We start from the raw sequence: 13896 nt of genomic DNA, 5'->3' as shown, positions 1-13896 counted from the left end.
TCAGTTCACCTCCTGCGGGATTTCGTCGGCGTAGATGTCGGTCCACAGTTCTTCGAGCGCGGGCTCGGGGCTTTCCTTCGAGAAGTCGGCCGAGGCGTTGACGATCTCCTTGATCTCCTTGTCGATCTCTTTCAGCTTGTCCTCGCCCACCTCGGCCTTCAGCAGCATGCCGCGCACCTGTTCGATGGGGTCGCGTTCCTCGCGCATCTTCTGCACCTCTTCGCGGGTGCGGTATTTCGCCGGGTCCGACATGGAATGCCCGCGATAGCGATAGGTCTTGATTTCAAGGATATAGGGGCCCTTGCCCTCGCGGCAGTGGGCGACGGCCTTGTCACCGGCGTCCTTGACGGCCAGCACGTTCATCCCGTCGACCAGCTCGCCCGGGATGCCAAAGGGTTCGCCGCGCTTGTGGATTTCCTCGGTCGAGGTCGACCGTTTCTGCGCGGTGCCCATGGCGTACTGGTTGTTCTCGATCACGAAGATCACCGGCAGCTTCCACAGGGCGGCCATGTTGAACGCCTCGTACACCTGGCCCTGGTTGGCGGCGCCATCCCCGAAGTAGGTGAAAGTGACGCGGCCGTTTTCCTTGTACTTGTCGGCAAAGGCCAGGCCCGCACCCAGCGGGACCTGCGCGCCCACGATGCCGTGGCCGCCGTAGAAATGCTTCTCTTTCGAGAACATGTGCATCGAGCCGCCCTTGCCCTTGGAATAGCCGCCTTCGCGGCCCGTCAGCTCGGCCATGACGCCGTTGGGGTCCATGCCGCAGGCCAGCATGTGGCCGTGGTCACGGTACGAGGTGATGCGCTTGTCGCCTTCCTCGGCGGCTGCTTCCAGCCCAACGACGACTGCCTCCTGCCCGATGTAAAGGTGGCAGAAGCCCCCGATCAGACCCATGCCATAAAGCTGACCGGCCTTTTCTTCGAATCGCCGGATCAGCAGCATGTCACGGTAATAGCTTAGCAGTTCGTCTGTCGAAACGTTTGATTTCGCAGCGGTTTTCCGAGTGGCCATCGCCTCGTATCCCCCTCCTGAAAAAATAGTTTAGCGTTAAACTATTCAATACTCGAATTTCACGCGGGTTGCGAGTACTTATATTTACCATGTTCGGGGGAGGCAGGGATCAGCGGATCACGATCTCATCCGCGCGCAGCAGGCCCAGCACCTCGCGCGCGCGCTCGTCCAGCAGATCGAGGTCGAGAAACCCGTCCGACAGCCGCAGGGTCAGGTTTTCCATCGTGGCGATTTCCGCCTTCAGCGCGGCCAGATCGCGGGTCAGCGCGTCACGCTCTGCGGTGATTTCCACGCGGCTGAACAGGCCGTAATTCCCCTGCACTGCGGCAAAGGTAAAATAGGCGCTCAGCGCGAAGGCCAACGCGAAAAAAACAAAGCCGCCAAGATTGGGTCGATTCACGGGAAAACTGCCTTGGTTTCGGTCTCTTCGAACCGTTTGAAACACTATGGCATAGGTGATTCGCTGTGTGAATCCCAATTCGTTCACGTTTGTGACAAACAGGGGGGCTGCGGCGCGCCAGCATGGGCGCGCCGGAGACTTGGGCTTAGCCCGCGACCGAGGCCGAATAGATGCTGTCGATGGTGCCTGCGATGGTGTCGTTGAAGGCTGCATCGTCCTGCTGGGCCGACAGGCCCTCGGTCAGCGCGCGCGAGAAGGAGGCGATGATGCCGGTGTTCTGCGACAGGCGGGTGTTGGCCTCTTCCCGGCTGTAGCCGCCCGACAGCGCGACGACGCGCATCACGCGCGGATGATCGACCAGCGATTTATACTGGTTCGCCTTTTCCGGCAGCGTCAGTTTCAGCATCACCTGACGATCTTCGGGCAGGGCATCCAGACGACGGGTGATCTCGGCCAGCAGGATGTCTTCGGCCTCGGCCTTGTCGGCGATGGAAATCGTCACCTCGGGTTCGATGATCGGCACCAGCCCGTGGCTCAGAACCTGATTGCCGATGTCGAACTGTTGATCGACCACGGCGCGGATCCCGCTGGGCGAGGCGGCGTCGATGACCGAGCGCATCTTGGTGCCGAAAATCCCGGCCTTCACCGCGCGTTCCAGCAGCGCGTCCAGATCGGGCATCGGTTTCATCATCTTCACGCCATCGGCTTCGTCGGCCAGGCCCTTGTCGATCTTCAGGAACGGCACAACGCCGCGATCTTCCCACAGGTAGGTGGCCGTGGGTTTGCCGTTCACCTGGCGGTCCATCGTCATCTCGAACAGGATCGCGCCCAGGACCTTTTCGCCGGTAAAGGCGGGGGCGCTGGCGATGCGGGCGCGCATGGCGTGGATCAGGTCGAACATCTCGGCCTCGGACCCATAGGCGCTTTCCTCGACGCCGTAGAGGCTCAGCGCCTTGGGCGTCGAGCCGCCGCTTTGGTCCAGAGCGGCGACAAAGCCCTTGCCCGAGGTCATCTGGTCACGTTGCTGGCTGTTCGACATAAGAAAAATCCGCTGTTCTAAGGGCCCCGGTCCTTGGCGGGATCCGGCGGCGTTTTACTCGTTTCGTCAGGGTTTAGGGCAGGGCGCACGCGCTTTCAACGGGCAGGCAGCCTGTTTGCGCCAACATCACGCGGCGCGGAACAAATCGCACGCGGCGCGGCGGTTTGTTGACCGGGATCAGACGATCAGGCGGGCCGGGTCAGGGCCGCGACGCCGGGCAATTCCTTGCCCTCCATCCATTCCAGAAAGGCGCCGCCCGCGGTCGAGATATAGGTGAAATCCTCGCCCGCGCCCGCGTGGTTCAGCGCGGCGACCGTATCGCCTCCGCCCGCCACGCTGATGAGCGTGCCTGCGCGCGTCAGCTCTGCCGCCTGTTGCGCGGCGGCGTTGGTTGCGGCATCAAACGGGGCGATCTCGAAAGCACCCAGCGGGCCGTTCCAGATCAGCGTTTTCGCGCGCTCCAGCGCCATCGCTACATGGGCGACAGTCTCGGGGCCGGCATCCAGAATCATCTCGTCCGCCTCTACGTCCTCGACCCCGCAGGTGCGGTTCTTGGCCCCGGCCTTGAACTCGCGCGCCACGACCACGTCACGCGGCAGCAGGATCTCGCAGCCCGCCTCAGCGGCCTTGGCGGCAATCTCGCGCGCGGTGTCGGCCATGTCGTGTTCACACAGCGATTTGCCAACGTCGATACCATTGGCTGCCAGGAAGGTGTTGGCCATGCCGCCGCCGATCACCAGCATGTCGACCTTGCTGACCAGGTTGCCCAGCAGGTCCAGTTTGGTCGAAACCTTGGCGCCACCGACCACGGCGGCTACAGGGCGTTCGGGCGTGCCAAGCGCGGATTCCAGAGCGCGCAGCTCGGCCTGCATCAGTCGCCCCGCGCAGGACGGCAGCAACCGTGCCACGCCTTCGGTCGAGGCATGGGCGCGGTGGGCTGCCGAGAAGGCATCATTGCAATAGATATCGCCCAACTTGGCGAATTCGGCCGCTAATTCGGGATCGTTCTTTTCCTCGCCGGGATAAAAACGGGTGTTTTCCAGCAGCACGATCTGGTTGTCGTCCTGCGCCTCGATCGCGGCTTCGGCGGCATGGCCGCGGCAATCGGCACAGAACAGAACCGGCTTGCCCGTTGCGGCGGCCAGCGGTTCGGCCAACTGGCCCAGCGACATCTCGGGCACATGCTGGCCCTTGGGGCGGCCGAAATGGGCCAGGATCACCGGGCGCCCGCCCGCGGCCATGATGTCGCGCAGGGTGGGCACGATGCGCTGGATACGGGTGTCATCGGTGACGCGGCCATTGTCGAGCGGAACGTTTATATCGACGCGGACCAGCACGCGCTTGCCGTTCAGTTCCATATCGTCGAGCGTATTCCAGGCCATGCCGCTTTCCTTTGAACCAACTGTTACCGGCGGTTTGTCCCACATTTTCGCCAGAGGTCAATGGATCACTTGGCATTCGGCGGCCCCCGGCTTAGGTATCGGCCCAACACCTAGTGACAGGAGAGCCCGATGGCCGAGATCAAAGACCCCGAAAACACCATCCTGCTGGAATTGAAGGACGGCACCGTCGTGATCGAGCTTCTGCCCGACGTGGCCCCCAAACACGCCGAGCGCATGAAGGAACTGGCGCGGTCGGGCGCCTATGACAACGTCTGCTTTCACCGCGTGATCGACGGCTTCATGGCGCAGACGGGCGATGTGCAGCACGGCGACATGGAAGACGGGTTCAACATCCGCATGGCGGGCACCGGTGGCTCTGATCTGCCGAACCTGCCGGCTGAATTTTCCAAGCTGCCGCACGATCGCGGCACGCTGGGCGCCGCGCGCTCGCAGAACCCCGACAGCGCGAATTCGCAGTTTTTCATCAACTTCAAGGACAACCATTTCCTGAACGGCCAGTACACTGTCTATGGCCGTGTGATTTCAGGGATGGAGCATGTCGACGCGATCACCCGGGGCGAGCCGCCCGCGAACCCCGACCGCATGGTCAGCGTCAAGGTGGCGGCCGATGCGTCTTGATCTGACAGCCGCCATGGCGGCGCTGGTGCTGGGCGCGGGCCCGGCGCTGGCAACTGGCCTGACCATAGATGTGGAAGGCGAGGCCAGCGGCCAGATCACCATCGACCTGTTCGAGGATGTCGCCCCTCAGCACGTTGCGCAGATCACCGCGCTGGCGGCGGAAGGGGCTTATGACGGCGTGGTGTTCCACCGCGTGATCGACGGTTTCATGGCACAGACAGGCGATGTGCAGTTCGGCCGCACCGGTGGCGACATGCGCCGCGCCGGCATGGGCAAATCCGAACGCCCGAACGTGCCCGCCGAATTTTCCGACATGCCGTTCGATCGCGGTGTTGTCGGGATGGCGCGCTCGTCCGACCCGAACAGCGCGAATTCGCAGTTCTTCATCATGTTCGACGAAGGCCATTTCCTGAACGGTCAGTATACCGTTGTCGGGAAAGTGACCGAAGGTATGGACGTGGTCGATGCGATCAAGCGCGGCGAAGGCCCGAACGGTGCGGTGATCGGCCAGCCCGATGCGATGGCCAAGGTGCAGGTCACCGAATGATTTGACAGGGCTGGCCGGATGACCTCCGGCCGGTCCGTTTCAGGTGCGCGACTCCAGCGCGCGAAAGACGCAGACCTGTGGCCAGACGATCTCGGCCTCCAGCATCGGAATACTCCAAGTATCCTTGCGATATTCCAGCGCCTTGTTCCATGCCCAGTCGTCATCGTTCAACAACGCATAGCGCGCCCACAGATCGTGGTTCCCACTGGTGCGAACGTCGTCCGGGCTGATCCCCTGATCCCGAAGCCAGATTTCCGACGCGGCGCTGCGCGTCTGAGCCAGTTGCAACTGGGTGCACGTACCGTCGATTTCCCGCTCGAACACCATTGCCGCGATGCCTCCGATGATGACAAAAGCCGCCGCGTGCAGCGCATATCGGTTTATGACCTCGAAAACGGCAAGTCCCACATCCTTGATGCGTCGCAATACCCGGGCAATCAACCGGAACGGTGCGGCGACCGCGTAAAGGATGGACGTGACCAGTCGCGAAACGGCGGAGGGGCCTTCGTAGATATTGGCACGTTGTAGCGATCGGCCGATGACACGCGGTGAATGCGCCGGATGGCGGCCCGCCATCTCGCGGCGAACTGCGACAAGCGTCATGATCTGCATAAGCACTAGGATAAACAGGAAATCGGCAATGTGGGCGATGATCAAAGCGGGGATCCAGCCCAGACTGACACCCAAAAAGAACCCGAAGGCCCCGACCGAGTAAATCCAGCCCGCAATAAATACGCCAATGCCAAAAATCGTCATGGGAGCGCCCGAACAACCAAAATATCCGCCAATCCTTTCTCGCAGGAATACGGCGTGGTTAAGGCGTTCCAGACGTCAACAGTATGGCAACAAAAAAAGGCGCCTTCGATGGAAGGCGCCTTTGTCATGTCTGCAAGGACTGTCCTGAAATCAGGACTTGGCCGTCGCGGTGGCCTGCGGTGTGGCGGCGGCCGGGTTGCCCTGGCCGGGTTTCGCGTTGCGGGCGCCCGGGTTCAGCGGGTCGTCCTGACGCTGGACGGAGCCTTCGAAATGCGCGCCGCTTTCGATGGCGATGGTCTTGTGGATGATGTCGCCTTCGACACGTGCGGTCGACGTCAGGCGCACCTTCAGACCGCGCACGCGGCCGATGATGCGGCCGTTCACCACCACGTCGTCGGCGGTGACTTCGCCCTTGATGGTGGCCGATTCCCCAACGGTAAGCAGGTGGGCACGAATGTCGCCTTCAACCGTGCCTTCCACCTGAATGTCACCGCTGGTCTTGATGTTGCCGGTGATGTTCAGGTCTGCCGACAGGGTCGATGCGGGCGGCTTGGGCTTGGGTGCGCTGGCGCGGTAATCCGACGGAGTCGGCGTGCTGGTTGCCGGAGCCGATCCCGAAGTCGAGCTCTGGTCGTCAGAGCTCTTATTTCCGGGCTCGTTGATCTTGCTTTTTGAAAACATTGTTCGCAGCCTTGATGTAGGTCATGGGGTTAACGGGAGTGCCATCAACGCGCACTTCATAGTGGAGATGGGTGCCGGTGACCCGGCCTGTGTTACCCATATCAGCAATGTGATCCCCGCGCGAGATCCTTTGACCCTCTTTCACGAGGATCCGAGAGTTATGGGCATAGTAGGTTTCGATGCCAAAATCATGCTTGATTTTCACCAGCTTGCCAAATCCAGACAACCATCCGGCATGGCTGACAACGCCATCGGCAGTGGCATAGATGTTGGTCCCCATCGAACCGGCGAAATCCGATCCGTTATGCATCCGGCGCCCGCCGGTTTTAGGGTCTCGGCGATAGCCAAAGCCGCTGGTATAGCGCACGGCATCGCGGATCGGGCTGGCAAAGGGCACTTTCTCGGCGGCGATGCGGTACATGTTCAACGTGTCCATCCGGCCCAGAACGCGGTTGGCGCGGGTCTGGTCGGGCGATGGTTCTTCGCCCCGGGTCGAAAAGCTGATGGCGGTCAGCGGGCCACCCTGGCCGGAATAGCCGCGCCGCACCTGCGCGATCAGCCGGTCGGGCGAAAGGCCCGCGCTTTTGAACATCGCATCCAGCGGCTCGACCGACACCGCAACGGCGGCTTCAAGCTGGCGGAAGATATCGTCGTTGCTTTCGCGCAGCAGCTTCAGCTCGCGTTCGATCTCGTCGCGTTCCTGCAGCGCGTTTTCCGCATCGGCCAGCATGTTGTCGCGTTCCTGCGCGGTCTCTGCCAGCGCTTCGGACATCAGGTTCAGCGGGGCCGGCGCTGCGGCCATGGCGATCTGCGCGGTTTCCGTTGTCTGCGCCTCGAGGTCGGCCACCTTGCGGCGGGCGGTGTCGCGCGCCTTCATGGTCGACCGCAGCGTTGTTTGGATCACGTCGATCCCGGTTTCCAGTTCCAGCCGGCGGGTTTCCGAGGCCAGCAGTTCCGACTGCATCGAGGAAATCTGCGCCAAGGCGGTGTTGAACCGCTCTTGCGCCACCATCGCCTCGACCGCGCGTTCGTCCCGCTCGGCTGACAGCGCATTCAGGCGATCCTGAAACATCAGCTGGTCGCGGCGGGCCTGATCGCGGAAGTTGCTGGCGCCGATGCTGTCCATCAGAACAATGGCGGTGGCGACGATACCCCAGGCAACCACAACCGAAACGCCCATGAAGGCAAGAAACTGGGTTTCCGATTTCAAGCGGATGAACCGCGTGTCATTTTCGGATTTCAGGAACACGCGCCGCTCGGGAAACCAGCGTTCCATGATGGCATGTGTCTTGATCGCCAGACGTGTCCGCACGTGGTTTTCCTTCAACCGTCCCACCCATGGGAGCAGCCCTGTCGGCCACGCTCCCCCCGCGTGATTACTGGCTTGGGTTGTTTCGGGCAACCCAGAGGCCATTCCATCGGCGCCGAAGCGGCGATTCCGGCCTTTATAGGCAGAAATCCGCCGATGGAATCAGGGGGTTACGGGGATGTGTGTTGCGCGCATCACTGATGTGCGTCTGCCAAAGGCCAGTAGAAATCGGGGGGAATCCCGGCCTCGGCGCGTTTTTCGTCGTTAAATGGCGGCTTCAGCGCGCCGTGGAAATAGCGTTGAACAAGGTCGTGAAACGCATCTTTCGGGTCGCGGTTTTCGCGCCCGCAGAGAAAGTGAAACCACTTCGAGCCATAGGCCACATGGGCGACTTCTTCGGCATAGATGGTTTCCAGCGCGGCGACGGCCTCGGTGGCGTCGGCCTTGCGGAAAATCTCGATCATGCCCGGGGTCACGTCCAGCCCGCGCGCCTCCAGCACCATGGGCACCACCGCCAGCCGGCCCGGCAGATCGTTACGCGTGTCTTCGGCGGCACGCCACATCCCGGCGTGGGCGGGCAGGGCGCCGTAATGGCTGCCCATGCCGTCAAGACAGGCGCACATCAGCTGAAAATGGCGGCTTTCGTCATCGGCGGCGCGCACCCAATCGTCGTAGAACCCCATCGGCATCGGCACATGGCCGAAGCGTGCGATGATGTCCCAGTGCAGATCGACGGCGTTCAATTCGATATGCGCCACCGCGTGTAGCAGGGCGATGCGGCCCGCCGGGCTGCCCGGACGGCGGCGCGGCACCTCGCGGGGCAACAGCAGTTTGGGGCGTGCGGGCCGGGCCGGGTGCAAGGGAGGATCGCCGCGCCCCACCGCCATCGGCGTGGCCCCGGGCTTGCGCGAGGCAAGCCAAGCCGCCGCATGCGCGCGGGACAATTCCGTCTTGGCGCGGCCATCGGCGGTGCTCAGAACCTCGACCGCGCGTTGAGTCAGCGTCTGCCCTTCGCTCAAAGCGCGCGCACCGCGTCCAATACCTCGGCCACATGGCCGTCGACCTTCACCTTGGGCCAGATCTTGGCAATGCGGCCCTCGGCGTCGATCAGAAAGGTCGACCGCTCGATTCCCATGAAGGTCTTGCCGTACATCTTCTTTTCCTTCCAGACGCCGTAATCTTCGCAGGTGGTGCCGTTTTCATCCGACAGCATTCCGGTTTTCAGGTCGTGCTTGGCGACGAACTTGTCGTGCTTGGCCACGCTGTCCTTGGAGATGCCGAACACCTGCGCGCCCGCGTCCTGAAATGCGCCGATATCGGCGGAAAAGCCGATCGATTCCTTGGTGCAGCCCGGTGTGTCATCCTTGGGGTAGAAAAACAGCACAACCGGCGCGCCCCGCAGGCTGGCAAGCGAAACCTCGCCGCCGCCATCGCGGGGCAGGGTGAAATCGGGGGCTATGTCGTTGACCTCGGGCATCATTTGGCTCCAATTCGTGATGGATTGCGAGTTTCATAATAGGCCGTCGCGGGCAATAATAAAGTCGGGCAAACCGTGAAGCAGGAGCAGGGCAAGCCAGTGGCCGATCAGCCGCAGACACCACCAAAGGTGCGCCCGCCGGGACGGCGACGGCGTCGGGCGGGGCATGCGCTGCAAACGCTGATCGGCTTTACTCTGGGCCTGTGCGTGATGGCGGCGGTTGGGGTCTATGCACTGATCGGGCAGTCGATCGCGGTGCCCGGCTGGGTGGCCGAGCGGATCGAGACGCGCGTCGAGGAAGGGCTGAACGGCGCTGATCTGGCGTTCGATGACATCGAATTCGTGTTGCGCAAGGGCTGGCGTCCGCGGGTGCGGCTGCAAGGCATGTCGCTGACAGGGCCGGAAGGGCAACGCATTCTGCAACTGGCCAACGCCGAGGCCAGTCTGGCCATGCGCCCGCTGCTGCGTGGCAAGATTCAACCCAAACGCATCTATGTCGCGGGCGCCGTTGCGGTGCTACGCCGCGATGCCACCGGCAAGATCGAGCTGGTGTTCGGCAATGGCACGGCCCCGATCCGCAGCGCGGCCAGTATTCCGGCTCTGATCGAAAGCTGGGATCAGGCGCTGTCGCTGCCGCAGCTGACGGCGCTGACGGCAGTCGATCTGGAAGGGCTGACGCTGCGGTTCGAAGACTTGCGCATCGGGCGGGCGTGGACGCTGGATGGCGGCCAAATCCGGCTGGACCGCGACGGCGATCAGGTGCGCGCAGCGGCCAGTTTTTCTTTGCTGGGGGGCGAGGCCACCGCCGGGCTGGTCGAGGCGAATTATTCCAGCCGCATCGGCGAAACCCGTGCCAGTTTCGGCATTTCGGTTCAGGACATCCCGGCGCCCGACATTGCGGCGCAGGGCCCGGCGCTGAACTGGCTAGGCGTCCTGCGCGCGCCGATTTCGGGTGCTTTGCGCGGTGGGGTGGACAACGCGGGCCAGCTGGGGCCGCTGTCGGCCACGTTGCAGATCGGCGCCGGGGCGATTCAGCCCACCGCCGGAACCCGGCCGATCCGGTTCGAAGGTGCGCGCAGTTATTTTACCTATGCGCCCGACCGCCAGACGCTGGAATTCAACGAATTTGCCATCGACAGTTCCTGGGGCAGCCTGCGGGCCGAGGGCCGCGCCTATCTGGGCGGGGTCGAACAGGGGCAACTGCGCGATCTCGTGGGGCAGTTCACTTTTTCGGACATGCGGCTGAATCCGCGTGGGGTCTATGAGACGCCCTTGGTGGTCGATCAGACGGATGTGGACCTGAAGCTGGAGTTGAGCCCGTTTCGCCTGACGCTTGGGCAGGCGGTGATTCATCAGGGTGATGCGCTGGTGCGCGCCTCGGGCCGGGTGGCGGGCGGGCCCGAGGGCTGGCGCATCGCGATGGATGCTCAGGTCCCCGATCTGACGCCCGAACAGCTGGTGGCGGCATGGCCCGACCGCGCCGCGCCAAAACCGCGCGACTGGGTGCAGCGCAACCTGTCGGGCGGTCAGCTGCGCGACATCAACGTCGCGCTGCGTCTGGAGCCGGGGCAGGCGCCCGACATGGCGGTGGATTTCGATTTCGAGGGTGTCACCACCCAGTTCATGCGCACCATGCCCCCGATCCAGAATGCCGCCGGGCAGGCCACGCTGATCGGGCGGCGCTTTGTGGTGACGGCCAGCGGTGGCACTGTCACGCCAGACGAAGGCGGGCCGGTCGAGATTGTCGGGTCGTCTTTCATCGTGCCCGATACAGGTATCAAACAGGCAGCCCCGGGGATCTTGAGACTTCAGGCCAAGGGTGCGGTGACATCGGTGATGTCGCTGCTGAACCGCCCGCCGATCGAAGTGCTGAAACAGACACCCTTGCCGGTTGCCTTGGCCGAAGGGCAGGTGAGCCTTGCCGGGACCCTCTCTTTGCCGCTGAAGAAAAAGGTCGATTACGACGAGATCGAGTTTCATTTCGATGGCGCGATCGAGGGTGCCGACAGTACGGTTCTGGTGCCGGGCCAACGTATTACGGCGCAGGCGCTTCGGATCAGTGGCAATCAGGACGGGATAGAGGTGTCGGGCCCGGGCCAGATCGGCGGCGTGGCAGCAACCGTGCGGTGGAGCCAGCCGCTGGGCAAGGGCGTGAGCAAAGCCAGCACGCTACAAGGCACCATCGCGCTGTCGCAGGACACGGTTGAAAACTTCAACATCGGTCTGCCTGCCGGAACCGTGGGCGGCACGGGCGAAGGGCAGTTCCGGGTCGATCTGGCACCGGGTGTGCCGCCCAAGCTGACCCTGAACTCTGACTTGCGCGGCGTGTCGCTGCGGCTGCCGCAGGTCGGATGGGCCAAACCCGCTGGCACCGAGGGCACGCTTGCGCTGGCGGCCACGCTGGGCGAGCAGCAGCGCGTTGACAGTTTGCGCCTCGAAGGCGCGGGGCTTTCCGCCGATGGCACCGTGACCATCCGTGAAGATGGTGGGCTGGAGCGCGCGCGGTTTTCGCGTGTGCGCATCGGGGGATGGCTGGATGCCCCCGTTGATATGGTCGGGCGCGGGGATGCGCCCCCGTCGATCACAATTCTGGGCGGCACCGTCGACATGCGGCGCACCGATTTCGGCAGTAGCGGCACGAGCAGCGGGGGCGGGTCCGGCGGCGGGGCCTCCAGTCCAGTGTCGGTCACGCTCGACCGCCTGCAGGTGACTGACACGATCGCGTTGACGGCTTTCGCGGGCGCCTTCACCACCACCGGAGGGATGGACGGCACCTTTAGCGGACGGGTCAACGGGCAGACGCCGGTGACCGGACGGATCGTACCTCAAAACGGGCGCACGGCGGTGCGGGTGCTGTCCGACGATGCGGGGGGCGTTTTCCGCTCGGCCGGGATATTGCAGCAAGGGCGCGGAGGCGCGTTCGACCTGACCTTGCTGCCTGCCAGCGCCGAGGGCCAGTTCGACGGGACGCTGCGGGTGACCGACACGCGGGTCAAGGATGCGCCAGCCATAGCCGCGTTGTTGAACGCGATCAGCCTTGTGGGGCTGTTTGACGAAATGTCGGGCGCGGGAATCCAGTTTACCGAGGTAGACGCGAAATTCTTGCTCAGTCCCTCTCAGCTGCGGCTCACGTCGTCATCGGCGGTTGGGCCGTCGATGGGGATTTCGATGGATGGCACATATGATGTGGCCGATGCGCGTCTGAACATGCGCGGCGTGATCTCTCCGGTTTATCTGCTCAACAGCATCGGTGCCTTCATGACTCGCAAGGGCGAGGGGCTGATCGGCATCAACTATACCCTGCAAGGCGCTGCCAGCGACCCCAAGGTCGGCGTCAATCCGCTCTCGGCTCTGACGCCCGGTGTGTTCCGCGAAATCTTTCGCCAGGGCGAGCCCGGAGTGGTCAGCGAGCGGGCCCCGACGCGGCCCGAGAGGGACCCGACAAGCCCGGAATGGCAGGGGCGCTAGGCGCGCGCGTTTCCGCTGTGGTCAAAGCGGTGCGAAGCGCCTATAGCGCGGCGCCATGAAACTGACCGATTTCGATTTCGACCTTCCCGAAGACCTGATCGCGACCCGCCCTGCGGTGCCGCGCACCTCGGCGCGCCTGTTGCTGGCGCAAGGGCCGGCGCTGTCAGATCGTCGGGTCAGCGACCTGCCGGATATTCTGCGCCCCGGCGATCGGCTGGTGTTGAACGATACGCGGGTGATTCCGGCACGCTTGTCAGGGCAGCGATTTCGCAGCGGTAAGGCGGGCGACACCTCGGCCAGGATCGAGGTAACCTTGCTGGAGCCGCGCGCCGATGGCACATGGGCCGCACTTTTGAAGCCGTTGAAAAAACTGCGCGTCGGCGAAACCGTCGAATTCACTGGCGGGTTGTCGGCCACACTGACAGGCGTGCAAGACGGGCAGGGGCTGCTGCGCTTCAACCTGGTGGGCGAGGATTTCGATGCGGCACTGGCCAAAGCCGGGCAGATGCCGTTGCCGCCCTATATCGCGCAGCGTCGCCCGGCGGACGAACGTGACCGCACCGATTACCAGACCGTCTTTGCCCGCAATCCGGGCGCGGTGGCGGCACCCACGGCGTCGCTGCATTTCGACGATGAATTGCTGGCGGCGCTGGCCGCGCGAGGTGTCGCCTTCAGCCATGTCACGCTGCATGTGGGAGCGGGCACCTTCCTGCCGGTCAAGGTCGATGACGTGACAACGCACAAGATGCACGCCGAATGGGGCGAGGTGGGTGAAACCGCCGCGCAGGAGATCACGCAGACCAGGCGAGAGGGCGGCCGCGTGATCCCCGTCGGCACCACCGCGCTGCGCCTGATCGAAACCGCCGCACGCGGGGGAGAGATTGCGCCGTGGACGGGCGAGACCGAGATTTTTATCTACCCCGGTTTCACCTTCCACGCGACCGATGCGCTGATGACCAATTTCCACCTGCCGAAGTCCACGCTGCTGATGCTGGTCTCGGCACTGATCGGGCATGACCGGATGAACGCGATCTATGCCCATGCGGTGGCCGAACGATACCGCTTCTTCTCTTACGGCGATTCGTCGCTTCTGATCCCGGGCGAGTGAGGCCTATACACAAATCCGACAGGTTTGCGTCGTAGACAGGCACGACCCTGCCGCCGCCCCTCCGATACCACCCCCTTAA

Annotated in this window: 13 protein-coding genes; 4 read left to right on the top strand and 9 right to left on the bottom strand. The window is 63.6% G+C overall.

Features of this window, described 5'->3' with window-relative positions; translation table 11 throughout:
- From pdhA to FGK64_RS00680, 4 genes are all read right to left on the bottom strand, one after another.
- Complete coding sequence (gene pdhA / locus FGK64_RS00695) at window positions 1-1011, bottom strand: pyruvate dehydrogenase (acetyl-transferring) E1 component subunit alpha (protein ID WP_138861893.1); 1011 nt, start codon at window positions 1009-1011, stop codon at window positions 1-3.
- Between the two features lie 109 nt (window positions 1012-1120).
- Window positions 1121-1411, bottom strand: a complete 291-nt coding sequence (locus tag FGK64_RS22430; protein ID WP_246057642.1) for an FtsB family cell division protein — start codon at window positions 1409-1411, stop codon at window positions 1121-1123.
- 145 nt (window positions 1412-1556) lie between these two features.
- Entirely contained in the window at window positions 1557-2450 is an 894-nt protein-coding gene (locus tag FGK64_RS00685; protein ID WP_138861891.1) for a fructose bisphosphate aldolase, read from the bottom strand.
- A gap of 185 nt (window positions 2451-2635) precedes the next feature.
- A complete protein-coding gene (locus tag FGK64_RS00680; RefSeq protein WP_138861890.1) occupies window positions 2636-3832 on the bottom strand; it encodes a phosphoglycerate kinase in 1197 nt (398 codons plus the stop codon).
- A 129-nt stretch (window positions 3833-3961) separates the two neighbouring features.
- Between FGK64_RS00680 and FGK64_RS00675 the strand changes: the two genes are divergently transcribed.
- A complete protein-coding gene (locus FGK64_RS00675) occupies window positions 3962-4471 on the top strand; it encodes a peptidylprolyl isomerase (RefSeq protein ID WP_138861889.1) in 510 nt (169 codons plus the stop codon).
- Window positions 4461-5018 carry a peptidylprolyl isomerase gene (locus FGK64_RS00670; protein WP_138861888.1) on the top strand — a complete coding sequence of 186 codons (558 nt, stop codon included), beginning with the start codon at window positions 4461-4463 and terminating at the stop codon, window positions 5016-5018. Before FGK64_RS00675 ends, FGK64_RS00670 begins: the two co-directional genes overlap by 11 nt.
- 39 nt (window positions 5019-5057) lie before the next feature.
- Here FGK64_RS00670 and FGK64_RS00665 read toward each other — a convergent pair whose 3' ends face one another.
- The 5 genes from FGK64_RS00665 to FGK64_RS00645 all read right to left on the bottom strand — a co-directional run bounded on the left by FGK64_RS00665 (window position 5058) and on the right by FGK64_RS00645 (window position 9241).
- Window positions 5058-5774, bottom strand: a complete 717-nt coding sequence (locus FGK64_RS00665) for a hypothetical protein (protein WP_138861887.1) — start codon at window positions 5772-5774, stop codon at window positions 5058-5060.
- Window positions 5775-5924: 150 nt separating this feature from the next.
- Window positions 5925-6455: a bactofilin family protein gene (locus FGK64_RS00660; protein ID WP_138861886.1), complete on the bottom strand. Its 531-nt coding sequence runs from the start codon at window positions 6453-6455 to the stop codon at window positions 5925-5927.
- The gene (locus tag FGK64_RS00655; protein ID WP_138861885.1) at window positions 6418-7767 is read right to left on the bottom strand and encodes a M23 family metallopeptidase; all 1350 of its coding nucleotides are present in this window, start codon (window positions 7765-7767) and stop codon (window positions 6418-6420) included. The genes FGK64_RS00660 and FGK64_RS00655 overlap by 38 nt, the downstream gene beginning before the upstream one ends.
- 191 nt (window positions 7768-7958) lie before the next feature.
- Window positions 7959-8783: a ferritin-like domain-containing protein gene (locus tag FGK64_RS00650; protein WP_138861884.1), complete on the bottom strand. Its 825-nt coding sequence runs from the start codon at window positions 8781-8783 to the stop codon at window positions 7959-7961.
- Window positions 8780-9241, bottom strand: a complete 462-nt coding sequence (locus FGK64_RS00645; protein ID WP_138861883.1) for a peroxiredoxin — start codon at window positions 9239-9241, stop codon at window positions 8780-8782. Before FGK64_RS00645 ends, FGK64_RS00650 begins: the two co-directional genes overlap by 4 nt.
- A gap of 75 nt (window positions 9242-9316) precedes the next feature.
- On the opposite strand from FGK64_RS00645, the gene FGK64_RS00640 reads away from it, so the two are divergent.
- Window positions 9317-12709, top strand: a complete 3393-nt coding sequence (locus FGK64_RS00640) for a YhdP family protein (protein ID WP_138861882.1) — start codon at window positions 9317-9319, stop codon at window positions 12707-12709.
- Between the two features lie 55 nt (window positions 12710-12764).
- Entirely contained in the window at window positions 12765-13817 is a 1053-nt protein-coding gene (queA, locus tag FGK64_RS00635; RefSeq protein ID WP_138861881.1) for a tRNA preQ1(34) S-adenosylmethionine ribosyltransferase-isomerase QueA, read from the top strand.
- Window positions 13818-13896: the final 79 nt, after the last annotated feature.

The organism is Arenibacterium halophilum, from assembly GCF_005938225.1.
GTDB classification, from domain to species: domain Bacteria; phylum Pseudomonadota; class Alphaproteobacteria; order Rhodobacterales; family Rhodobacteraceae; genus Arenibacterium; species Arenibacterium halophilum.
Note: the sequence above shows the minus strand (reverse complement) of the source record. Positions and strands in the feature narration are given on the sequence as shown.